At 51.8% G+C, this 24,766-nt stretch carries 13 protein-coding genes and 2 pseudogenes; 14 read left to right on the top strand and 1 reads right to left on the bottom strand.

Features of this window, described 5'->3' with window-relative positions; all coding sequences use genetic code 11:
* Positions 1-40: 40 nt before the first annotated feature.
* Positions 41-991, bottom strand: a pseudogene (locus tag DUT67_RS15000) (IS630 family transposase).
* Between the two features lie 365 nt (positions 992-1,356).
* Here DUT67_RS15000 and DUT67_RS14995 point away from each other — a divergent pair.
* The 14 genes and pseudogenes from DUT67_RS14995 (at position 1,357) to DUT67_RS14930 (ending at position 24,667) form a co-directional block, all read left to right on the top strand.
* The gene (locus DUT67_RS14995) at positions 1,357-2,253 is read left to right on the top strand and encodes a sugar phosphate nucleotidyltransferase (RefSeq protein ID WP_113627409.1); all 897 of its coding nucleotides are present in this window, start codon (positions 1,357-1,359) and stop codon (positions 2,251-2,253) included.
* Positions 2,254-2,483: 230 nt separating this feature from the next.
* The gene (gene gndA / locus DUT67_RS14990; protein ID WP_113627390.1) at positions 2,484-3,890 is read left to right on the top strand and encodes an NADP-dependent phosphogluconate dehydrogenase; all 1,407 of its coding nucleotides are present in this window, start codon (positions 2,484-2,486) and stop codon (positions 3,888-3,890) included.
* Positions 3,891-4,367: 477 nt separating this feature from the next.
* Complete coding sequence (locus DUT67_RS14985) at positions 4,368-4,661, top strand: hypothetical protein (protein ID WP_189339514.1); 294 nt, start codon at positions 4,368-4,370, stop codon at positions 4,659-4,661.
* 75 nt (positions 4,662-4,736) lie between these two features.
* On the top strand, positions 4,737-5,414 hold the full coding sequence (locus tag DUT67_RS14980) for a YjbF family lipoprotein (RefSeq protein ID WP_189339515.1): 678 nt from the start codon (positions 4,737-4,739) through the stop codon (positions 5,412-5,414).
* Between the two features lie 9 nt (positions 5,415-5,423).
* Complete coding sequence (locus tag DUT67_RS14975) at positions 5,424-6,206, top strand: capsule biosynthesis GfcC family protein (RefSeq protein WP_113627393.1); 783 nt, start codon at positions 5,424-5,426, stop codon at positions 6,204-6,206.
* Entirely contained in the window at positions 6,203-8,344 is a 2,142-nt protein-coding gene (locus tag DUT67_RS14970; protein ID WP_113627394.1) for a YjbH domain-containing protein, read from the top strand. The genes DUT67_RS14975 and DUT67_RS14970 overlap by 4 nt, the downstream gene beginning before the upstream one ends.
* Before the next feature lie 392 nt (positions 8,345-8,736).
* Positions 8,737-9,294 carry a chorismate mutase gene (locus tag DUT67_RS14965; RefSeq protein ID WP_113627395.1) on the top strand — a complete coding sequence of 186 codons (558 nt, stop codon included), beginning with the start codon at positions 8,737-8,739 and terminating at the stop codon, positions 9,292-9,294.
* 19 nt (positions 9,295-9,313) lie between these two features.
* Positions 9,314-10,933 (top strand): protease pro-enzyme activation domain-containing protein, encoded by a 1,620-nt coding sequence (locus DUT67_RS14960; protein ID WP_113627396.1) that lies wholly within the window; start codon positions 9,314-9,316, stop codon positions 10,931-10,933.
* A gap of 294 nt (positions 10,934-11,227) precedes the next feature.
* Positions 11,228-12,652, top strand: a complete 1,425-nt coding sequence (locus tag DUT67_RS14955) for a glycoside hydrolase family 1 protein (protein ID WP_113627397.1) — start codon at positions 11,228-11,230, stop codon at positions 12,650-12,652.
* A 95-nt stretch (positions 12,653-12,747) separates the two neighbouring features.
* Positions 12,748-13,584, top strand: coding sequence for a BglG family transcription antiterminator LicT (gene licT, locus DUT67_RS14950; protein WP_048259397.1), 837 nt, complete (start codon positions 12,748-12,750; stop codon positions 13,582-13,584).
* A gap of 214 nt (positions 13,585-13,798) precedes the next feature.
* Positions 13,799-14,073 (top strand): annotated as a pseudogene (locus DUT67_RS14945) (MASE2 domain-containing protein); the annotation flags it as partial.
* 21 nt (positions 14,074-14,094) lie between these two features.
* On the top strand, positions 14,095-14,862 hold the full coding sequence (locus DUT67_RS14940; RefSeq protein ID WP_368350143.1) for a diguanylate cyclase: 768 nt from the start codon (positions 14,095-14,097) through the stop codon (positions 14,860-14,862).
* 533 nt (positions 14,863-15,395) lie between these two features.
* Complete coding sequence (locus tag DUT67_RS14935; RefSeq protein ID WP_368350103.1) at positions 15,396-23,114, top strand: Ig-like domain-containing protein; 7,719 nt, start codon at positions 15,396-15,398, stop codon at positions 23,112-23,114.
* A 56-nt stretch (positions 23,115-23,170) separates the two neighbouring features.
* Positions 23,171-24,667 carry a TolC family protein gene (locus DUT67_RS14930; RefSeq protein ID WP_113628109.1) on the top strand — a complete coding sequence of 499 codons (1,497 nt, stop codon included), beginning with the start codon at positions 23,171-23,173 and terminating at the stop codon, positions 24,665-24,667.
* Positions 24,668-24,766: the final 99 nt, after the last annotated feature.

Here is a 24,766-nt window from a genome sequence, read left to right as displayed (position 1 = left end):
ATAAGTACGGGCTATTATTGCCCCGTCTAAATTTCGCATATTACCTCTCCACTTTAGCCAGCCCATGTTGATTACCGGGGAACGGTGAGGCTGCGTTCATGAATTGATTTACCCGTTCCAGTAACTGCTATATATACCGACACTAATGGTTATGCGTTATGGTTTCGTGCAACGACAACCACAGCAACTCTATCGGATTCAGCCATGGTGAATAGGTTGGCAGGAACAGCAACCGGAACTTCTTGTTTTTTTCCTGCCAACGCTCCACCTTGCGGCTTTTATGGATAATGTAATTATCAACCACCGACGTAATGGATCCTTCCCGTATCCGAATGCAGTGCGCCTGCCAGATAATACTTTTGGTTCTGTCCTGGCGTAGTAATACGTTTCTGTTGCCCTTTCAACATCCCGTCCGCGCCGATTTTCGGATTCAGGTCGATATCAACTTCATCCTGATAAAATGCCGGATGGTCCATCTGCTTCTGGGCGACAGTGTGTTCGATGGCGAGTCGTTTTTCCTCATAATGCGGGCCTTTGATTTTTAGTGTGGGAGCGGCTCTGTGCCAAACAATGTCTGCCAACTTAAGGTATCGATGCAATGTAGCGGGATGAAGTGCCACGTCAAAAAGTCGTTAATGACGCGCGCCAGAAGTTCCGTACTCCATCGGGAGCTCAGCCAGCCGAAATCCTGCGGAGAGCGTTGTACCAGCAACGGAATAACCTGAAGAATATCAGCGACAGGCCACCGGGTAGCGCATCCGGGCATGAGTTTTTGTTGTCCTTCAACACCATGTAAAGTAAACCAATTTATCCATCGGCCGACGGATGAGCGAGCAGCGCAGAGCGCGTTAGCGACCCCGGAGACAGTCATACCCTGATGCAGCATCAGCATGGCAATTAGCCGTCTGGCGTAATTTTTATCGCGTGTCTGCTGGATTTCTTTACGCATCAGTAGTCGTTCTTCATCAGGGATTACTGCTATGATCGGCATCGCTCAGTCGGTTGGTGATTTGTTTTGATTTGGCGATTGTTCAGAACGCTCAATTCGGACTGAGTTCCCTTCAAGTTATCTACTATTTTGCAAAGTTATTTAGGACCGGGTCCGCATTTAGATGGGTAAGACCGAACGTCCACCCAGACACATACTTGCAACGTGCGGCACAATGGCTCCAGTATTATCATTACTGACCCTCGGTCGGCTGTACTTTAGAGTTTCAGCGCATCAGAAAAAGTCAGCTACCAGAGATCGCTTTGTGGCTGATTAGGTGTAATCTTAGTGCCATGAGTAGCGTTGTGGCATTACGCTACAAAGACAATAAACCAGATAAAAACCATCAGATTGAAGAGAGTCAATCCATGACATCATTGAAAGCGATTATCCCTGTCGCAGGTTTAGGGATGAATCTGTTACCGGTGACCAAGGCAATTCCTAAGGAAATGTTGCCGCTGGTTGACCGTCCGGTGATTGAGAAGATCGTCAACGAGTGTGTGAGGGCGGGGATTAAAGAAATTGTTCTGGTAACGCATGCGTCGAAAAACGCGATCGAAAACCATTTCGATACCTCGTTTGAGCTTGAGTCTCTGCTTGAAGAGCGCGCGAAGCGTCAATTGTTGGCCGAAGTTCAGGCCATCTGTCCGAAAGGCGTGACGATCATGAACGTCCGCCAAGGAGAAACGTTGGGGTTAGGGCATGCGGTCTCCTGTGCTCGTCCAATCGTCGGGGATAATCCGTTTGTGGTGGTATTGCCCGATGTGGTGTTGGATGAAAGCACGGCCGATCAGACGCAGGAAAACCTGGCGCTGCTGATCTCTCGTTTTGAAGAGACCGGCCACAGTCAGGTACTGGTGAAGCATCGTCCTTACGAAGTTCTTCCAGAGTATTCTGTCGTCGATTGTGAAACCCCGCTAGTGAATCCGGGCGATGCTGCTGCCATTACGTCTATGATTGAAAAACCCGAGGCACCGTCCGAAACGGGATCTGACCTTTCTGCGGTCGGGCGCTATGTTTTAACTGCCGATGCCTGGTCTTTGCTGGATAAAGCTGAACCTGGCGCATGGGGACGTATTCAGTTAACGGATGTGATTGCCGATATGATCGCGACCCAGCAGGTTGATGCGGTACAGATGTCGGGCAAGAACTTTAACTGCGGCCGTAAATTGGGTTACGCGCAGGCATTTGTGTCTTATGGGTTACGCAATCCTGAATTTGGTGCCGAATTTAAAGAAAGTATTAAGGCGCTGCTGAAAAAGTAATATTGGGTTGTGACACGCTGTAAAACCGCAGATCGTTGAATCGTTCTGCGGTTTTTCCTTTTCCCCGCCATACGTTCCGATTGGGTGAGCTTTCGCTATCAAACCAATCACTACCCACCCACGCAAAGCTGAGTTACCATGTTGGCCTGTTTTTAAATTGCCTGTGAGGCCGCAACGCGAGACGTTGTCGCCGTTGCAGGCAGGTTATCCTTCAGACTGGAGTTGCTTTAATGTCCAAACAGCAAATTGGCGTTGTCGGTATGGCGGTGATGGGGCGCAATCTGGCGCTGAACATTGAGAGCCGTGGCTATAGCGTTTCCATCTTTAACCGTTCTTCCGATAAAACCGATGAAGTTATCGCGGAAAATCCGGGCAAAAAACTGGTGCCTTCTTACACCGTTGAAGCTTTTGTCGAATCCCTGGAAAAACCCCGCCGTATTCTGCTGATGGTGAAGGCTGGTGAAGCAACCGATAAAACGATTGAATCTCTAAAACCTTACCTGGAAAAAGGCGATATTCTGATCGATGGTGGTAATACCTTCTATAAAGATACCATTCGCCGTAACCGCGAACTGTCCGCTGAAGGATTTAACTTCATCGGTACGGGCGTATCCGGTGGGGAGGAGGGTGCGTTGAAAGGGCCTTCCATCATGCCAGGCGGCCAGAAAGAAGCTTATGAGCTGGTTGCGCCGATTCTGGAACAGATTGCAGCACGTGCTGACGGTGAAGCTTGTGTGACCTACATTGGCGCTGATGGCGCAGGCCACTATGTCAAGATGGTGCATAACGGCATTGAATACGGTGACATGCAGCTTATTGCTGAAGCTTATGCATTGCTCAAGCAGGCGCTGAATCTGGACAATGCCGAGCTTGCTACGACGTTCTCTGAGTGGAACAAAGGCGAGTTAAGCAGCTACCTGATTGAAATCACAGCCGATATCTTCAAGAAAAAAGATGAAGAAGGTAAATACCTGGTTGACGTGATTCTGGACGAAGCGGCTAACAAAGGTACCGGTAAATGGACCAGCCAAAGCTCTCTGGATCTAGGCGAACCTTTGTCTCTGATCACGGAATCCGTTTTTGCCCGCTACCTTTCTTCACTGAAAGATCAGCGTGTAGCTGCATCTAAAGTACTGACTGGCCCAACGGCTCAGCCATTCGGTGGCGATAAAGCCGAGTTCGTTGAGAAAGTACGTCGTGCGCTGTATCTGGGCAAAATCGTTTCTTATGCTCAGGGCTTCTCACAGTTGAAAGCGGCATCAGACGAGAACAGCTGGGATCTGAACTACGGCGAAATCGCCAAGATTTTCCGCGCGGGTTGCATCATTCGCGCACAGTTCTTGCAAAAAATCACCGATGCATACGATCAGAAGGCGGATATCGCTAACCTGCTGCTGGCACCTTACTTCAAGAAAGTGGCAGACGAATACCAGCAGGCACTGCGCGATGTAGTGTCATACGCTGTCCAGCAGGGGATCCCGACGCCAACGTTCTCTGCGGCCATTGCCTATTACGACAGCTACCGCTCAGCCGTGCTGCCTGCTAACCTGATTCAGGCTCAGCGCGACTATTTCGGTGCGCATACCTATAAGCGTACGGATAAAGAAGGTGTATTCCATACCGAATGGTTGGAATAATCGTTTTTATGCTTAGCTTTCTTATGATTAGATAGTGCAGTTTGTTAAAAAACGCCAGATTAGGAAATATCTGGCGTTTTTTATATCGATGAATCAATGAATTGATATCGTTAAGATATCTATGACTTTTTTTCTGAAATATTGTAAATTTCATTAAAGAAATCTGCTCTTTTACCGAGATCATTGCTGTTTATTACAGTGGGATCTTGCTATTTTTAGCAGTGTTGCAAAAATTGAGTGGTAGTTTTGCTTTTTGGTATTACTTATCAGAGGGGGGTTCCTCTTAAAGATGCTTTGTATCATAGAAAGTTTTATCGCCATTGAACTGTAACTCATTACTGGGAGGATCCCAGTAACGGTTGGTAACGAGGCAAATAAGATGTGTTTGCTGCTGTGCTGGCTGAAATAAAGGACGGGGTATGGTCTTTTTTGACGGTACTCCACCCTGAAGTACTTCATGTTAAAAAGGAAATCGTAATGAAGAAAACGTTAATCACGCTGGCCGCTGTTCTGGCCATGTCGTCAAACGCGTTTGCTGTTGATGGCGTCTCGAGCAGTACTGCTGCTGGTACCTCTACCTCCACGACCACCGGCGCAAGCGTTGCTGGTGCAGCGGGTGCGGCGGGTGCGGGTGCTGCTGCTGGTACTACTGCACTGATTGCTGTTGGTGTTGCTGCTGCTGTTGCTGTTGGTGTTGCTGTTGCTGTTTCCAGCAATGACAACAACGATGCTACGGGCACAACGACGGTAACTACCGGTACTGCTGGTTAATTCCGTTTAAATTCTAAGGCCACTTCGGTGGCCTTTCTTTTTCCAGGCTGCGCTGTTCAACGAGAACTGCATTTCATGACAAAAATAAAACGAATGGCAAAGGTGCATTCGCTGATTGCCATACCTCTTTTATCGATTGTATTGACTGGCTGTTCCCAAAATGTGGAGCAGGTGGGGAAAACGTTCAAACTGGCATTTTTTGGTCAGGATGATACCCATGTGACGGCCAAGCAGGTTGCCAATACACCCTATGCGTCGGCCTATCTGAAAGTGGGAGAGGCACCGCAGGCGTTTGTCGTGCTCGCTTTTGCCGAACAGAATCAGTTGAAATGGATCGGGGCCGATAAAAATATGCTGGCGACCCAACATGGTCGTGTAGTGAAAACTCAAGGCTTCGGCGAAGATATTACCTATGTGGATAACCTGCAACAGGATCCCCTGACATTAGGTTTATTGAAGACATCGACGCCAATGACATGGCAAAGCCGGGTTGAGTGGGCTCAGGTCTTCCGCGGCGGTTACGATATCCGCTCTGTTTTTCAGGCCCGTGGCAAAGAAACGATAAAAATTCTGGATACCTCGCGTGAGCTGTTGCGCTTTGATGAGCAGGTGACCGTCCCCGCCTTAAATGAATCTTACACCAATAGCTACTGGCTCGATCCGACTAACGGAAGTGTGGTTCAAAGCCAGCAGTATATGGGGCCGGGTATGGCATTGGTCACATTCACCGTATTAAAACCCTACGTACAATAAGGGGCTACCATGTTGGCACTTAACCGTATCGCTGCCTTGTTGTTGCTGATTTCCGGCGTTGCGACGTCTGCGCAACTGACTGTGAAATCGCCTCAAGAGACGATCGCCGTCATTAAACTAGACGACGGTGTACGTCTTGAAAAATTTTATGAACAGGTTTCCTGGCCACAGAATATCAACTGGAAAACGGCGTTTATTTCTGATTTTGCGACGACGCAGAAGGTGCGTGCGCAGGGCGACGTCTTGCTGCAAAAGCTGGCTGAACTGGAAACGCGCTGGCGTAATTCAGGTGATGGCGATCTGGCTATCTCCACCTGGCTTCTGAGAAAGGCTATTACCCCGATTACTGTTGCGGGTCGTATCCGCACCGATTTGGATCCTGACCGCGTACGTGTCCATAGTGAAAATAACCGACCTTTGGTGGGGGAGTATGCATTATATGTGGCTCCTCATGATGATACGTTGTCGCTGATTGGCTTGGTGAATACCTCTGCGGATGTAGGCGAGTTGGAGACGTCGGGAAAAGTAGTGCTGCGTGCCGGATGGTCAGTCGAGAATTATCTCGCTGGACGGCGACTTCTTGCCGGATCTGATAACAGTTACGGCTATCTGATTGGGGGAAATGGCCAATGGCGCAAAGTGCCATTGGCGCTGTGGAACCGTCAGCATAGTGAACCTGCTGCGGGCGAAACGATCTTTATCGGTTTCAATCCTTCTGTTTTACCTCAGGATATGTCATCACTTAACGATCAACTTGCTGACTACCTTGCTAACCGGATCCCACTCGAATGACCAAGAACAGAAACGTTAAACTAGGCTGTCTGTCGTTGGCGATTGGCGGCATTCTGAGTGCGCAGGTGATGGCGGCTGAAACAGAAAACAGCCGTACTGCGACGAACCCGAATCTGCGCTTTCAGCCTGCGGGTGTATCGCAGTCTGATTTCGGTGGCTCGGGGCTATTGCAGACGCCGACCGCGCGGATGGCGGAAACTGGCGAGTTTAGCCTGAACTACCGTGACAATGAGGAATATCGGCGTTATTCCATATCCCTCCAGCTCTTTGAATGGCTGGAAACGACAGTGCGTTATACCGACATCCGTACTCGCCCTTACAGTAACAATGCTGATTTTAGTGGTAGCCAATCCTATAAGGACAAATCATTCGATCTTAAGGCCCGTTTGTGGCAGGAAAGCTACTGGATGCCGGATGTATCGCTGGGGTTCCGCGATATTGCCGGTACGGGGCTGTTCGATAGCGAATATCTGGTAGCCAGTAAGCGTATGGGACCGTTTGATTTCACCCTGGGTATGGGGTGGGGCAACATGGCCGAGAGTGGCAATATTAAAAACCCTGCTTGTTCATTAAAAGCCAGTTTCTGTCAGCGCAGTGGTTCTCATAGGGCTGGTGGGGGTCAATTTGAGGTAGATAATTTCTTCCACGGACCGGCCGCACTGTTTGGTGGCGTAGAGTACCAGACTCCCTGGGATCCGTTGCGCCTAAAGCTAGAGTATGACGGCAACGATTACAGTGCAGAACGAACATCATCCAATGGTGTGCCACAGGCGCTTAAGCATGATTCTCCTTTCAACATCGGCGCGGTTTACCGCGTAGGTGATGTTTTGGATACCACACTGTCGTGGCAGCGGGGCAATACGCTGATGTGGGGCTTTACCCTACGTACCAACTTTAACAGTTTGAAACCAAACTATTTAGACGATGCGCCACCAGTCTACGCGCCGGTGCAGGATGGTAAAGGGACAAACTGGCAGTTAGTCTCGAAAGAGCTGAATGATAAGGCCGGGTATAAGGACGCTGATATCTACGCGGACCAAAAACAGGTCACGATTGTTGCCGATCAGACAAAATATCGCGACAGCGATCAGGCCACACAGCGCGCGGCGACGGTATTGGCAAACCATGTACCGAACGGTATTGATGAATATCACATTGTTCAGCGCAGCCAGCGCTTACCGATTGCCAGCACGGAAGTGGATGCCAAAGCTTTCCATCAGGTCCAACAGGCGGCTGTTCCGCTGGGTCAACCCGAACCTGAAACGCATCGTAAAGAGCCGGTATCCGACGTGCGTGGTCAGCAGGTGCTGCTCGCGGAACCTAATCGCCTGACGTACTCATTAGATCCGACGCTGACGCAGTCTTTCGGTGGCGCTGAGTCCTTCTATATGTACCAGATTGCGCTGAAAGGTAACGTTGACTATCGGATCAGCGATCACTGGAGCGTGGGAGGAACCGCGACGCTGAACCTGTTGGATAACTACGACAAGTTCAACTATAAAACGCCGCCGGTGGATGGGTCAGCATTACCTCGTGTCAGAACCTGGGTGCGTGAATACGTGACCTCTTCGGATCTGCTGCTGACCAATCTGCAATTAACTCGTAGGGATAACCCTGCACAGGATTGGTATACCCAGGTCTACGGCGGCTATCTGGAAATGATGTACGCGGGTGTCGGGTCTGAGGTGCTGTATCGTCCGTTTGGTAAAAGCTGGGCGCTGGGGATGGATGTTAACTATGTCAAACAGCGTGACTGGAACGACATCATGAGAATGGCTGATTATGATGTGGTGACAGGCCATCTGACTGCCTACTGGGAACTGCCGTTTGTGGAAGGTGCGGTGGCGAAAGTGAGTGTGGGCCGTTATCTGGCAGGGGACAAAGGGGTCACCATCGATCTGTCTCGCCGCTTTGACAGCGGGATTGTTGCAGGTGCCTTTGCGACCAAAACCAACGTCAGCGCCGCTGAATATGGTGAAGGGAGCTTCAGCAAGGGCTTCTACGTCTCCATACCGTTTGATCTGCTGTTCACTGAACCAACGGTGAAACGTGGCGCGGTTGGCTGGGTGCCGCTAACGCGTGACGGTGGTCAAATGCTACAGCGTCGTAGCTCGCTGTATGGCCTCACCGATCACTAATCGATCCCGTTCGTTTAGGGCGTAAATCAAGCCCGTCATGGCCAAGTGCCACGGCGGGCTTTTTTGTGCGCGTTTGCTTTATCGATCAATATCACCACTTGATAACTTATTTGAACTATTTCATTTGGTCATTGTTTGTATCTTAATCATCTGATGTTGAGGATTGCACTTCTGAAGCCTTATTTCGCAGTCGCTTGTAATTTAAAGCGTTACTGGCAGAAAGCGTGACAGGGCAGGAAATTTTTAAGAGGAAGTGTGTCCTATGGGTAATGATTGAAATAGTTTCGTCATGGAATATTCATATAGTGAAATCTATTATCTCCTGCCGCAATGGCAAAATAAAAACATAGCCATAGATGTTCATGGTAGTGCTGACAGGAGAGTGCAACTCAATGAATTTGCCTATTTCCGCTGTTATCTCGTTAGTGATGAGTTCTGCCTGGTGTCTCCCTCTGCATGCAGCCGTGCAGGATAATTCTCTTGGTATCTATCAACTTATTCAGGAGAGGATGGCGCTCATGAAAGATGTTGCGGGGTACAAAGCCCGTCAACACCTGCCGGTTGAGGATTTGAAGCAAGAGGACCGTATTTTGAGTAAGGCGCGGGAACAATCTGCTGCCGTTGGTTTATCCCCTCAGAGTACACAGCTGTTTTTTACTTCATTAATGAATGCCAGCAAAGCCATTCAGTATCGCTACATGGCGGACTGGCTCGCGACACCGGAGAGCGACTGGACACCTCGTTCGCTGAACGACACGATCAGGCCCACGTTACTCACGATTGACGACCAACTTCTGATTAGTATTAAACGTTATCTCGCGAATGGCGGGCATTTTGCGCCTCAACAAGAGGCCACGTTTCTTTCTTCTATTAATGTTGAGCATCTGTCACAGAACGACAAACGCCAGATTTACGCGGCATTGAGTCACATTGAACCAGACGGCAAATAGCTGAGTGGGAGAGAAGACGATGACTTACCAATTATTGAAAGGGAGTGAGCGCGGAAACATCGCTGACGCAGCGTACCGTGAGCGCTGTAATGTTAATGAGAGCGTCAGGGTCATGTTGGTACTGCGTTTTACTACGCCAGATGATGAGTATTACACCGAACTGCACGATAGCATCGATCCACAATTTGGCGGCATCAACGCCAATAAGCCGCTGTCGCGTGCCAGTTATGCCAGAAAATTCAGCGCTGATGATGCTGATATAGAGCATGTTCGTGCGTTTGCGCGACATTATCGGCTATCTATCGAACGTGAACATCCTGCCAGCCGCACCGTCTTCTTGACGGGCACGGCAGGGCAGATAGAGCAAGCGTTTCGCGTGAGCTTAGCCCGCTATGATCACAAAAACGGGGCTTTTCGTGGGAGATCGGGAGGGATTTATCTGCCCGAATATCTACAGGGCGTGGTTATCGCCGTGCTAGGGCTTGATGAGCGTCTGGCGACGGAGTGTTGCCTGCGTATGAATCGTCCGTTCTCTAATACAGAAAAGCGCCCGCTGGGCTATACGCCGCTAGAGCTGGCTGAGCATTATCACTTCCCTGAGCATGATGGCGCCGGGCAGTGCATTGGCATCATTGAACTGGGGGGCGGGTATCGCTTACCGCAGTTGGAGCACTATTTTAAACGCATGGGCGTTAATCCACCGCAGATTGTCGATGTTTGTGTGGGAGGTGCCAAGAATGCCCCAGCATCGTTGGATAGCGATAAAGAAGTGAACCCGATTGATATCGAAGTACAGATGGATATCGAGATTGCCGGCACGTTGGCACCGGCAGCCAAAATTGTGGTGTATTTTGCCCCGAATACCGATGCAGGGTTTTTAGAAGCAATCAATACCGCGATTCATGATGAGAAAAACGCACCGTCGGTCATTTCGATTAGCTGGGGCGGCAGTGAGTCGAAATGGACAGCGCAATCATTACAGGTTTACAACCAGGCTTTTCAAACCGCCGCTGCATTAGGTATCACTGTGTGCGTGGCCTCTGGCGATCAGGGAGCGAAAGATGGCGAGCCTCACGGGCTGCATGTGAACTTTCCTGCTTCCAGCCCCTACGTTTTAGCCTGTGGCGGCACTCGGCTGCAAAAAACAATGGAAGAAACCACCTGGCACAGCCGAGACGGCAGCGCGACGGGGGGCGGCGTCAGCCAATATTTTGCGCTTCCCGGTTGGCAGTTAGGGTTATCTCTGGCAGACAAATACGGTGGCCATCACCCTCTGCAACACCGTGGCGTACCGGATGTCAGTGGTAATGCCGATCCCGAAACGGGCTATCTGATTGAAGTCAACGGACGGGAAGGCGTGGTTGGCGGAACCAGCGCCGTCGCACCGCTGTGGGCGGGATTGCTGGCGCGAATGCTCGCGCTGACCGAGTCGGCATCGCTGTTTATTCCCCCCTTGCTGTACCGTAATCGTAATAGCTGCAAGGATATCGTGCGGGGGAATAATGGGGCGTTTGTGGCTTCAGAAGGATGGGACGCCTGTACGGGATTGGGCTCGCCCGATGGAATGAAGCTACTCAGGCTGTTGAAGCGGCTCGTTAGGCTTAACGGTGCACGAGACCATGATGGTGCTGAACGGTAGTCTGCATTCTTGGGATGGCTGGCGTAGGGGACGAATCATGCTCAGACGAGGGGATTATCGGTGATATTCATCACAGATTGCCCGACCTTGGTTTGAGTCTGCGACGGTTAGCAGATATAACCCGATAAGAAGGACGTGATCGGGCTTAGGCCTGAGCGAAACCTGATACGACGCATGTGATTCAGACATGTCCGTATCAGGTTTTTTTTTGCCTGAATTCAACCCGATCGCGTGCCACCCATAACATCAGTGATGTCTTGCTGACATTATCTCGTTAAGGAAAGGAGAAAAACTGTGAAATACCGTCATCTTAAACGTTTCCCAGAGGGGTTTTTATGGGGCGCGGCGACATCGGCTTATCAGGTTGAAGGGGCATGGAATGAAGACGGCAAGGGGCCGTCGGTGATTGATGCCAGAACATCCTATCCTGAGGGCACCACGGATTTCAAAGTCGCCAGTGACCATTATCATCGCTACAAAGAAGATGTCGCACTGTTTGCCGATATTGGCTTCAAAACCTACCGTTTTTCCATCGCCTGGAGCCGCATCATCCCCGATGGCAGCGGTGAGGTAAACCCGGCAGGCATTACGTTTTATCACAACCTTATCGATGAGTTGTTGCATTACGGTATTGAGCCGATCGTCACGATGTACCATTTCGACCTGCCGCAGGCGCTACAGGAAAAAGGTGGTTGGTACAACCGGGAAACGGTGGACGCGTTTGAACGCTTCGCCAACGTACTGTTTGATGAATATGGCGAAAAGGTGAAGTACTGGCTGACCATCAATGAACAAAACATGATGATTTTGCACGGTTCTGCATTAGGCACGTTGGATCCGACGCTGGAAAATCCTAAGCAGAATCTCTATCAGCAGAACCACAACATGCTGGTGGCTCAGGCAAAAGCGATGAATGCGCTGCATGAAAAAGTGCCCGGCGCGAAAATTGGGCCAGCACCCAACATTGCATTGATTTATCCAGCCTCAGCGAAGCCTGAAGATGTGATGGCGGCCTTCAACTATAACGCGATCCGTAATTGGCTCTATCTGGATATGGCGGTATACGGACGTTACAACACGGCTGCCTGGCGCTATATGGAAGAAAAAGGCTATACGCCGGAGATTCTGCCCGGTGATATGGATATTCTGGCGTCGGCCAAACCTGATTTCATCGCGTTTAACTACTACACCTCGCAAACGGTTGAAGCCAGCAAAGGCGACGGGTCGGATGAGATCGCTCGCGGAGGTGACCAACACCTGAAATCGGGCGAAGAGGGCGTGCACCGTGGCGCAAGCAACCCGTGGTTGCAGAAAAATGCCTTTGGCTGGGAAATCGATCCTATCGGCTTCCGCAATACCTTGCGTGAACTGCACGATCGCTATCATTTACCGCTGATCATCACAGAAAACGGGCTGGGCGCGTTTGATACGCTGGATGAAAACGGTGAGGTTCAGGACGATTACCGCATCGATTACCTGCAACGCCACATTGAGCAAATTCAGCTTGCGATTACCGATGGTGTGGATGTCTTCGGCTATACGCCATGGTCGGCGTTGGATCTCATTTCTACCCATCAGGGATGCTCGAAACGCTATGGTTTTATTTACGTTAACCGTGAAGAATTCGATCTGAAAGATTTGCGGCGCATCCGTAAAAAAAGTGCATACTGGTATGCTGATGTCATTAAAAACAATGGGCTGGATAGCTCAGAAGCGTAAATGATGAAAGAAGACGCCTCGACAATACGACGTTCGAGGCGTTAAACGGCAGGGAAGGCCAGCGCGCTTTTCCGTGAGACAGGACGGCTGATGCGATGATCATTGAAAAAATACTGAGCAATAACGCCGTGCTGGTGTTGGCTGATGACCAACGGGAAATTGTGGCGATTGGTAAAGGTGTCGGCTTTGGCAAAAAGGTCGGTGATCCTATCGATCCGCTACGCATTGAAAGTCAATTCGTGAAGAAAAGCGACGGTATCGCGGACGTGCTATCACAACTGCTGGCGGATATTCCGCCTGACTGTCTGGCGGTCACGCAGCAGATTATTACTCTGGCGCAAAAAACGCTGCGGCTCGATGTGCAGGACACGTTGTTTCTGGCATTAAGCGACCATATCAACTTTGCAATCCAACGCCATAAGAAAGGACAGACGATCAAGAATCTGATGCTATGGGATATTCGCCAGTTCTATCGCGGTGAGTTTGCCGTTGGGTTAGAGGCGCTAGCGTTGATTCGCTCCAGATTGGATATCGATTTACCGGAGGATGAAGCAGGGTTTATTGCGCTGCATCTGGCGAATGCGACAAATAACAGCGACATGCAGAGCACGATGCAAAGCGCGGGTATCATTAAAGATATTTTGACCATTCTGAAATACGATCTCCACATCACGTTTGACGAGCACTCTCTCAATTATCAGCGTTTGATTACGCACCTGAAGTTCTTCGCGCTACGTTTGTTAAACCGGGAAACGGTGAGCCACGGTGACGACTCTATCTATCAGGGAATTACCGAACTGATGCCGCGTGCCTATGCCTGTGCGATGAAGGTGTATGAGTATGTGGAGAAGAATTACGACTGCCGGCTGACCACTGACGAAGTTATGTTTCTGACCATTCATATTAACCGTTTACAACCCTCTCCCTCTTAGCCACATCGGCCATCGTGACTGACATGGCGGCGCAATGACAGGTACGGAACGAAAGCCACGGGTAAGACCACCGGGAGTTAACATTCGTGTTACTCTGTTTAGCCGTTACGACACGAGTCTGTTATGTAACAGAATAAATTAAAATACTGTTCACTGATGCTCACATGCTTTCAGTCATAATGTTCTTTTTTCTCGCTATTCGTTAGTGAACCGCATGGGGGTCGCTATGTCAGCCTCGTCGCCGATGTTTTTGACGGTAGATGTACGTCGCTCAGGGCTACGCTTTTCCCAGCGAGTCTATATTCCACGTATTGTCGGTACGATACTGTGCTCTCTTTTTATTTCCTCGGTATTGATTGCCAAACCCGTGCCGATTCTCGCGTGGGGACTAATGCCTTTGTCTGGCCTCACATTGCTTACACTCTATCCCTACGTTCGCGCGATCCTATGTGGTGCGAGAAGCGTAATTTATTGATTGATGTGGCATTTGGTGGCATCTGGATAGGATTCATGGGCGTGAATCTTTTGCCCAGCGCACTGATTGTCGCGATGGTTGGTATGAACGGTACGGCGGGTGGTGGAATCAAGCTATTTGTTCAGGGCATCGTATTACAGTGTGTGACCTGCGTGCTGGTTCTTATGCTGTTTGCTGTACCCATTTCGCTGGATACCACGCCGGTTCAGCTTTATACCTGCTTGCCGATGTTGCTGATTTACCCGATTTTTTTGGGTTATGTCACCTACACGACCGCGCTAAAACTGGCAGAGCACAAGCGTATGTTGATGGAAGTCAGCATTCATGACGGTATGACCAGCCTCTATAACCGTCACCACTGGGAACGCCTGCTGAAGCACGAGTATGATATTTGCCAGCGTTATAAGCGTACCGCCACGTTAGTCCTGTTCGATATCGACCATTTTAAAGCCTTTAACGATAACTTTGGGCATAACGTCGGCGATCAGGCAATATTGCTGCTGGCGCGTGAACTGACATCCGGTTTTCGGGAGACGGATGTGATCGGGCGATTCGGCGGCGATGAATTTGCCGTTATTTTACCGCAAACCAGCGCGGGAGAGGCGCTGGATGCCGTGAATCGCATTCGGGAGAGTTTGTCGTTGAAGTTCCTGAACCAGACCCCGCAACTGGCGGTGTTTGTCAGCGTCGGTATTGCGGAGATTTCACCGGAAATGGGCCAATATATTGACTGGTTAAAGGCCGCCGATATGGCGCTTTATCGGGCAAAAAACAAAGGCCGCCGCCGAACCGAAGTTGCCTGAATACACCTGGCCACCGCCTGATTCCTTTTATCCTGTCTGACAATGACCAATAAACCCTTATCGCTATTGAGGTGGTGACAGGGGTTTTGTCTTCTTTATACCTTCAGCAATACCATACCCGTCGCAAACGATACCGAACTATCCCCGCCAATTTTTAGAAATAGGGGGAAATAATACGCATAATTCCTGTTTGATCTTTACATAAAGCAGGTAGGGATTCATGCAGTGAAAATTTACGTTTAAGTGGGGAAATATCGTAAAAAAAACGATATTTTCTTGATATTTATAACATATTTTTATTATCAGATTTTGTTAATGTTTTCGGGGGAAATGTTTCTTTTTAAAAGCTATTGTTAATAGATGTATTTTTATGAAAATATATCGGCAAGATCTTGTCTCTCCAGTTTTTTCCTTTCTTATCCGACACCCTCTGTCGGCGGGGACGGCGTGAACGAGTGATGTCTGGTCACAAAGAAAACATCATTTAAATTAAACATCGGGCAAAGAACAATGCGGCTTTAAGGAGTCCTGCTATGGTGTGGCGTAATTGGTTTACTCGATCTTCTCAGCCAGCGAATGCAGTCAAGCAGGCGGCGGCAAATCCGATTCAGGTCTCCTCATTACCGGTCTATGTTCTTGAGCCGCGTATATTGTTTGATGGGGCGATTGCGGCAACGGTGAATGACACTGCGGCAAACACATCGGAACCGATTGCCGATCGCGCTGCGTCTGACTCCCATGCCTCTACGGCAGATCAAACCACCCATGATTCCCAATCAACCGCGACGCAGGATATTGATATTACGGCGGTGGCTGATGGCACGACGTCCTCGCGTAAAGAAGTCGCCTTTATTGATACGTCGGTGAAGGATTATGAAACGTTGGTCTCGGGGATTAAGCCCGGCGTTGAGGTCGTATTGATTGACGGCTCGCGCGATGGCTTGCAGCAAATGGCCGACTGGGCGGCGACGCATACCGGCTATGACGCTATCCATGTCTTTTCCCACGGCTCGGAAGGCAAAGTGAATCTGGGTACGCAGGTGCTGACGGATTCATCGCTGAAATCGAGCGACGTGCAGGCACAGCTTGCTGCCTTAGGCGCAGCATTAACCACCGAAGGTGATTTACTGCTTTATGGGTGTGATATTGCCGGTGGCGCACAGGGCGATGCGTTCTTGGCAAATCTGGCGCTAGCCACCGGCGCTGATGTTGCCGCATCCGTTGATGTCACGGGCAGCAGCGCGATCGGCGGGGATTGGGTGTTAGAAAAGCACACGGGCGATCTCGAAACTGAAGCCCTGGCTATTGAAGCTTATAGCGGCGCGTTGGCTACGATAACGTTCACTGATAGCGACAGCGATTTGTATACCTCCACGCTAGTGCGAGACGTCGGAGGACGTCCTGTTACTTTTTCTGGTGGTGAAAATTCTGGTGGTTTGTATCTCGATGGGGATTTAAATAATCGTGGGCTCTATGCGCTGGAGGGCGCTGATAGCTCCACTGGAGGGAGCGATATAAAACTGACGATCGCCCCCAATTCTGGTTATATGTTTGATTTTAACGGGTTCCGTGCGCTTGCTGATAGCGGCACAGTGAATATCGTGGTGACCTACGCGGATAATTCAACGGAATCCTTCAATTTCGATGCGAGTAAAACCAGCCTTCTGGCGGTTAATTCATTCTCCACGATCGCTGGTGCCACCCAGGTTGTGATTACCTCCAGCCGATATGCGGTATTGCAGGATATCAACATCACCGATGTGAGAACGGCTGCGGTTATTCCACGGATCGCGGCAGCCACCTATGACGCCAATACCAATGTGTTGACGGTGACCGGGGCTAATATGGTCGCGGGTGACACCATTGATGTGTCCAAGTTGACGCTGGCGGGTGAAAACGGCAATACCTATACGCTAACCAGCAGCAATGTGACCGCAGTCAATGCCACCACATTCAGTATCACACTGAATTCGATTGACCAGCTCAACGTTGAAGGGCTGCTAAACAAAAATGGTACGACGTCGGCCGCAAGTGGGACAACCTTTAATTTGGCCGCGGCTGCGGGGTGGGATGCCACACAATCTTCTACTCCAGCCGATCTGGTTCGTAACGGCGTCACCGTCAATAATGTTCAAATGCCAACCATCACCTCTTCGACGTACGATAGTTCGACGGGCACATTGGCGGTTACTGGCACCAATTTGGTGAAGCAGAGCGGGGCGAATAATGATATTGACGTCTCTAAGCTCACCTTCACCGGTCAAAGCGGTAGCACTTATACGCTCAGCGCAACCAGCAATGTTGAAATCGTCAACTCCACTTCTTTTATAGTGGTATTAAGCGCAACCGATAGAGCCGGACTTAGCGCGATAATGAACCAGAACGGTACGTCCTCTTCGGGTGGGACGACCTATAATCTCGCCGCCGCCGACGACTGGAACGGGCCTATAACGGGTGGAAATATCGCAGATCTGACTGGCAACGGTATCACCGTCAGTGGGTTCAATACTGCACCGGTGATGGGTAACCTGAACGGCGATGGCGTTAACTTTACCGAGGGCGCGTTACCGATTAGTTTAGACGCGGGCGGTAATGCTACGGTTACGGATGCGGATTCAGCCGATTTCAACGGCGGCAGCGTGCGGGTAGCAATCACCACTAACCGTAACAGTAGTGAAGACGTGTTAGGCATCATGAACCTGGGGACGGGTATAGGGCAAATCGGCGTGTCTGGCTCGAATGTCACTTATGGTGGCGTCGTGATTGGCACCTTTACCGGGGGCTCTGGTGTGAACGATCTGGTGGTAGCTTTGAACGCCAGTGCGACTCCAGCCGCCGTTCAGGCATTAGTTCGCGTCCTGTCTTATCAAAACAGCAATACGACCGATCCTGCCATCACGACGCGTTCCGTTAGCATTACCGTGAATGATGGCGACGGCGGGAGTGCTTCCGCAATGGTGACCGTTGGCGTCACCGGGGTGAACGACGCCCCTACGCTGTCTGCCACCGGTAATAATGTGACCTATACCGAAAACGGTAGCGCCGTCGATCTTTTCAGTAACGTTTCAGTCAGCACGGTTGAAGCTGGGCAGACCCTCACGCAGTTATCGCTTGTTGTCAGTAATGTGTTGAATGGCAGCAGTGAACAACTGCAAATCGATGGAACAACCATTGCGTTGATCAACGGTAATAGCGGTACCACGACCACGAACGGTTTGTCTTATTCCGTCAGCGTGGCTGCGGGCACCGCCACGCTAACGTTGAGTAAAGCCGGTGGTATCAGTGCCTCGGCGGCAGCCACGACGATCGACGGCATCACCTATCGCAATACCAGCGAAAACCCCACGGGGCCGGCTCGTACTGTGACGCTGGCGAGTATTTCTGATAATGGCGGAACAAGTAACGGCGGAGTGGACACCACAACGCTGTCGATTACTTCCACGATAACCGTGGTAGCGGTGAACGACTCACCGACGATTAGCGCGCCTGCTTCGATCACAGTAACGGAAGATCAGGCTAAGGCGATTACTGGTATCAGTTTCGCGGATGTCGATGCTGGTAGTAGTAGCGTCACCGTGACTTTATCCGTGGGCAGCGGCGTGCTCAATGCTAACGGTGCCGGCGTCAGCGTTGTGGGAAATGGTACGAGTAGCCTGACGTTGACGGGTTCCATCACCAGTATCAACGCATTTATTGCAGACGGAAGTGTGCTATTTAACCCAGCGAGCAATGCAACAGGGGATGTCACGCTGACGGTTGGTATTGATGACGGTGGGAATACGGGAAGCAGCGGTGTCAAAACCGCGTCGAGCACTGTGACGCTGAGCATTGATGCGGTTAACGACGCGCCAGTCAATGGCGTACCTGCTGCACAGGTGGTACAACAGGATGGTTCGCTGGTATTTAATACCGCTAACGGCAACCTGATTTCCATCAGTGACGTCGATGTCGGCGGTAATACGATGCAGGTGACGTTGACCGCGACGAATGGGTTACTGACTTTGTCGTCATTATCCGTACTGACTTTCAGCGTGGGATCGGGCACTGGCGATAGCACGATGACCTTCCAAGGTAGCCTGACCAATATTAACAATGCGTTAAATGGCCTGACGTTTACCCCAACCAGTGGCTATAACGGCAGCGCGTCGATCCAAATGGTCAGTAATGATTTAGGCAGTTCAGGCTCCGGTGGCGCGCAAACTGACACCGATACCATTGCCATTACGGTGAATCCTAATAATCCCACGATTACCAGCGTCAGTGCGAGTAGCGCCGATGGGGTCTATAAAATAGGACAAACCATTCAGGTTACGGTGGCATTTGATTCCAATGTCGTTGTCGATACCACTGGCGGTGTGCCAACCCTATTACTCGAAACGGGCGCGTTCGATCGCGTGGCGACGTATGTGGCGGGGTCTGGATCTAATACGCTGACCTTCGAATATATCGTGCACAGTGGCGATCTGAGTGCCGATCTGAACTACGCCAGCACGTCTGCGCTGTCGCTCAATGGTGCGACGGTTCAGGACAATGCTAATCGCACGGCGGTGCTGACCTTGCCAGGGCTCAATAGCCTTAATTCACTGGCGGCACAGAAAGCCATTGTTGTCGATGGCGTGCTACCGACGGCGGCTATTACGGTAAGCGACAACGCCCTGAAAGCGGGTGAAAGTGCTGAAGTCACTATCACCTTCTCGGAAGCGGTGACGGGCTTCAGCAACGCTAATCTGTCAGTGGCGGATGGCACGCTAAGTAACGTGAGCAGCACCGACGGCGGCGTGACATGGAAAGCGACCTTCACCCCGAACGCCAATGTGACCAACGCCGGCACGGCGATTGGGATGAACTACACCGGCGTCACCGACGCAGCGGGTAACGCCGGCGTGGGCAGTGAGACTTCCGGTAATATCAGCATTGATACGGCGTTGCCGACAGCGACGATAGCTGTCAGCGACAACGCCCTGAAAGTGGGTGAAAATGCCGACGTCACCATCACCTTCTCGGAAGCGGTGAGCGGTTTCAGCAATGCCAATCTGTCGGTGACAGACGGTACGCTGAGCAACGTGATGAGTAGCGACGGCGGGGTGACATGGACTGCGACCTTCACCCCGAATGCCAACGTGACTAACGCGGGCATGGCAATTGGCCTGAACTACGCCGGCGTCACCGACGCGGCGGGTAACGCGGGCGTGGGCAGCGAAACCTCCGGTAATATCAGCATCGATACGGCACTGCCGACGGCGACGATAGCGGTGAGCGACAGCGCCCTGAAAGCAGGTGAAAGTGCCGAAGTCACTATCACCTTCTCGGAAGCGGTGAGCGGTTTCAGCAACGCCAATCTGTCGGTGACAGACGGTACGCTGAGCAACGTGACGAGTAGCGACGGCGGGGTGACATGGACTGCGACCTTCACCCCGAATGCCAACGTGACCAACGCGGGCACGGCGATCGGTCTGACCTACACCGGCGTCACCGATACGGCGGGCAACGCGGGCGTGGGCAGCGAGACGTCCGGGAATATCAGCATCGATACGGCGCTGCCGACGGCGACGATAGCGGTGAGCGACAGCGCCCTGAAAGCGGGTGAAAGCGCTGAGGTCACCATTACCTTCTCCGAAGCGGTGACGGGTTTTAGCAACGCTAATCTGTCAGTGGCGGACGGCACGTTGAGCGTGGTGACCAGCACCGACGGCGGTGTGACATGGAAAGCGACCTTCACCCCGAACACCAACGTGGCCAACGCGAGCACGGCGGTTGGGCTGACCTACACCAGCGTCACCGACGCGGCGGGTAACGCCGGCGTGGGCAGCGAAACCTCCGGTAATATCAGCATTGATACGGCGTTGCCGACAGCGACGATAGCCGTCAGCGACAACGCCCTGAAAGCGGGTGAAAGTGCTGAAGTCACCATCACCTTCTCGGAAGCGGTGACGGGTTTCAGCAACGCTAATCTGTCAGTGGCGGACGGCACGTTGAGCGCGGTGACCAGCACCGACGGCGGGGTGACATGGAAAGCGACCTTTACCCCGAACACCAACGTGGCCAACGCGAGCACGGCGGTTGGGTTGACCTACACCGGCGTCACCGACGCGGCGGGTAACGCCGGCGTGGGCAGCGAGACCTCCGGTAATATCAGCATTGATACGGCGTTGCCGACAGCGACGATAGCCGTCAGCGACAACGCCCTGAAAGCGGGTGAAAGTGCTGAAGTCACCATCACCTTCTCGGAAGCGGTCGGTGGTTTCAGTAACGCCAACCTGTCGGTGACAGACGGTACGCTAAGTAACGTGATCAGCAGCGATGGCGGCGTGACGTGGACAGCGACCTTTACTCCTAATGCCAACGTGACCAATGCGGGCACGGCGATTGGGCTGAACTACACCGGCGTCACTGACGCGGCGGGTAACGCGGGCGTGGGCAGCGAGACCTCCGGTAATCTCAGCATTGATACGGCGCTGCCGACCGCGACGATAGCCGTGAGCGACAACGCCCTGAAAGCGGGTGAAAGCGCTGAGGTCACCATTACCTTCTCCGAAGCGGTGAGCGGTTTCAGCAACGCCAACCTGTCGGTGGCAGACGGCACGCTAAGTAACGTGAGCAGTACTGACGGCGGCGTGACATGGAAAGCAACCGTTACCCCGAACGCCAACGTGACCAACGCGGGCACAGCGATTGGCCTGAACTACACCGGCGTCACTGATGCGGCGGGCAACGCGGGCGTGGGCAGTGCCACTTCCGATAGTTTTAGCATCGATACCGCTCGTCCTGTGCCGGTTAGCCTGACGCTGACGGAAACGTCAGGTTCGCAGGCACTGAGCTACACCCTTGTCTTTTCAGAAGCGGTGACGGGATTAGATGTTCGTGACTTCTCTCTACTTAACGCCAACGGCACCACGGCGACAATTGGTGCGGTGACAGCGCTGAGTCCGACAACCTATCGAATTGATTTAACCAATGTGACAGGGGCGGGTGCAGTGCAGTTAGTCTTTACCGGTAATCACGGTGGGGTGACGGATCTGGCTGGCAATAACCTGAACGGTCAGGGTATCAGCGGCGACGTTCATAGCAATACTGCACCGGTTGCCAATGGTATTGGAAATCAGTCCGCTAGCCAGGGGAGTGCGTTTACCTTCACGCTGCCTGCTAACGCGTTTGTTGATAACGATGCGGGCGATAGTCTGACTTACCGCGCCTCGTTATCCGATGGTTCGGTTTTGCCGTTCTGGCTGGTGTTCAATCCTCAGACGCAGACCTTCTCTGGTACGCCAGAAAATGCTGACGTGGGATCGTTAGCGATTCGTATTACCGCAACCGATAAAAACAACGTCTCGGTGTCCAGCGATTTTGCGGTTGTCGTGAATAACGTTAATGATGCGCCGACCACCACGGGCATTAGCAACCAAATGGTGAATGGTGATGGGGCATTTAGCTTCCAGATTCCTGCTAACACCTTCTCTGATATTGATGTGGGCGATACGCTGCGCCTCAGTGCAACCCGGGCGGATGGCTCCGCGCTGCCAGCCTGGGTGAGCTTCGATCCTGCAACCGGCACGTTTAGCGGATCTCCAGGGCTTGCAAATAGCGGTGAACTGTCAATTCTGGTTACCGCAACGGATGTAGCAGGTGCTAGCGTGAGCACCACATTTGTCTTGCGTGTCCTGTCTTCTACGCAACCGGATGGCGATCCAGAATTCAAATCGAATGCTGGTAAGCCAGCGGTGGCGATTGTTGGTAATAACGCTGCGGTCCAAAGCCAGCTTTCGTTGTTGACGATAGGGGCGGCGTCAACCAGTGGCGATGGCCTGTTGGGTGCACCGTCTTCACTCTTTAATGCTGGTGGGGTGGAAGGTACCACGCCGGGAACCGCCAGTGTGTTTAGCGCAGCAGCACAAGGCGGTGGTGTGGTGGGCGGTTCTGCTGTTGCCGTGGCTTTTGCCAACAATGGTGTAAATCGTTATGAGCCCGGTATACCACGCAGCAATGTCTCTGATTTCAACCAGCCGATGGGGGGGAAATCCACTCTGGCCGGGATGTTTGTGAATAATATCATTCCAGACAATACCGCGCTTGAGGTGTTCAGCGGCGGCAGTTGGCAATCCGTGTCGGAAGGCAACTCGACATCGGTAATGTCGCCCGTCTCCATCTTTGGCGCGCCCGTATTTAGCCAGCAGCTAAAAGCATTGGATGACTATGAGCGTCTGCAAATCGCCTCTCTCGAAGGCGCATTGCAAAACATGAGCAAACCAGCCTGAAACGGCGGTGGCAGGGTGTGATGAATACAATAAAAAACAGGGGTAAGGAATTGACTATGCAAAGATGCCCGAAAATTTTCAGCGTCACACTGCTGACGCTGTTAGTTAGTGGATGTGCGGTATCAACTCAGCCGCTCGATAAAGCAGAAAGTACCCGGCGTGCGGATAACGATCTGCGCGTGATGTTCAGCAATCAAGAGCCCGTGACGGCACCCATTACGTTACACGATGCGATGGCAAGGGCGCTGAAATATAACCTCGAAGCGCGCTTAAAAGTGATGGAACAGGCGCTGGCGCAGGAGCAGGTGGATCTGGCACGTTTTGATATGTTGCCAAAAATGGCGGCCAATGCGGGGTATGTGACGCGCAGTAACGTGAGCGCTTCCAGTAGCCGTAGTATAGAAAGGGGCGTCACCTCGCTGGAGCCGTCGACCTCGCAGGATCAGACCCGCCGCGTCGCGGATCTGAATATGGTGTGGAATATCCTCGATTTTGGCGTCAGCTATGTTACGGCGCATCAACAGTCGGATAAGCGCTGGATCGCCGAAGAGCGTCGCCGTAAAGTGGCGCACACCATCGTGCAGGATGTGCAGTCGGCCTACTGGCGAGCCGTGGCGGCTGAACGTTTGCTGCATCGTATTGATGCCTTAATCGAACGCGTTGACATGGCGCGTGAGAACAGCCAGAAAATGTCGGCGCAAAAAGTCGGTGACATTATTGAAGCCTACAGCTACCAGCGCGCACTGCTGGATGCGACGCGCCAGTTGGAGGAGCAGCGCCGTGCGCTGTCTCTGGCGAAAACCGAGCTGGCAACGCTGATGAATTTGCCGCTGGGCACAGATTACAAACTGGTCTTGCCGAAGGAGAATGAACTCGTCGAGCCAGAGCTGAAAGTGGCCTTTAGCGATCTGGAGAAGGCGGCGTTAGTGAACCGCCCTGAACTGCGCGAACAGGATTATCAGGTACGTATCAGCGCGGCGGAAACGCGTAAATCACTGCTTCGTATGCTGCCGGGGATTGAAATGTCAGTCGGGGGAAACTACGACAGCAACTCGTTTCTGGTTAACCAGCATTGGGCGGATGCTGGGGTGAAAGTGACCTGGAACCTGTTCAATCTGTTCTCCGGTCCGGCCGCTATCGATGTGGCAAAAGCGGGCGAAACCGTTTCCGAAATGCGCCGTCAGGCGATGTCGATGGCGGTACTGGCGCAACTTTATGTGGCCCGCGCCAATTTCAATGAAGCGCAGCGCCAATACCGTACTGGTAGAGAGTTACAGAAGCTGGATGTAGATATCCTTGAACAGTTGAATAACCGTTACAAGGCCGGAAATATCGGTGAATTACAGCTGATTCAGGGCGAGTTGAACGCGGTGAATACTTCTTTGCGCAATGATTTGGCCTATGCTGAATTGCGTAATGCGTATGGCCAGATCTTTGTTACCGCGGGCTTGGATCCTCTGCCAGCAACGCAGACCTTGAATGATATCCCGTCGGTAGGGAAGGCGCTCGATCAAACGGAGAAGCGTTGGGCGACCGGTAACCTTTCGCTGTAAGGAACGGTGTGCGGTCTGGATATTCTCCTTCAGACCGCCTCATAACACACTGCGTGTTGGATGACGATGTTGAATAAGAAAATCCTATTTGGGAAAACG

Origin of the sequence: Pectobacterium peruviense (assembly GCF_003312355.2) — a bacterium.
GTDB classification, from domain to species: Bacteria; Pseudomonadota; Gammaproteobacteria; order Enterobacterales; family Enterobacteriaceae; genus Pectobacterium; species Pectobacterium peruviense.
Note: the sequence above shows the minus strand (reverse complement) of the source record. Positions and strands in the feature narration are given on the sequence as shown.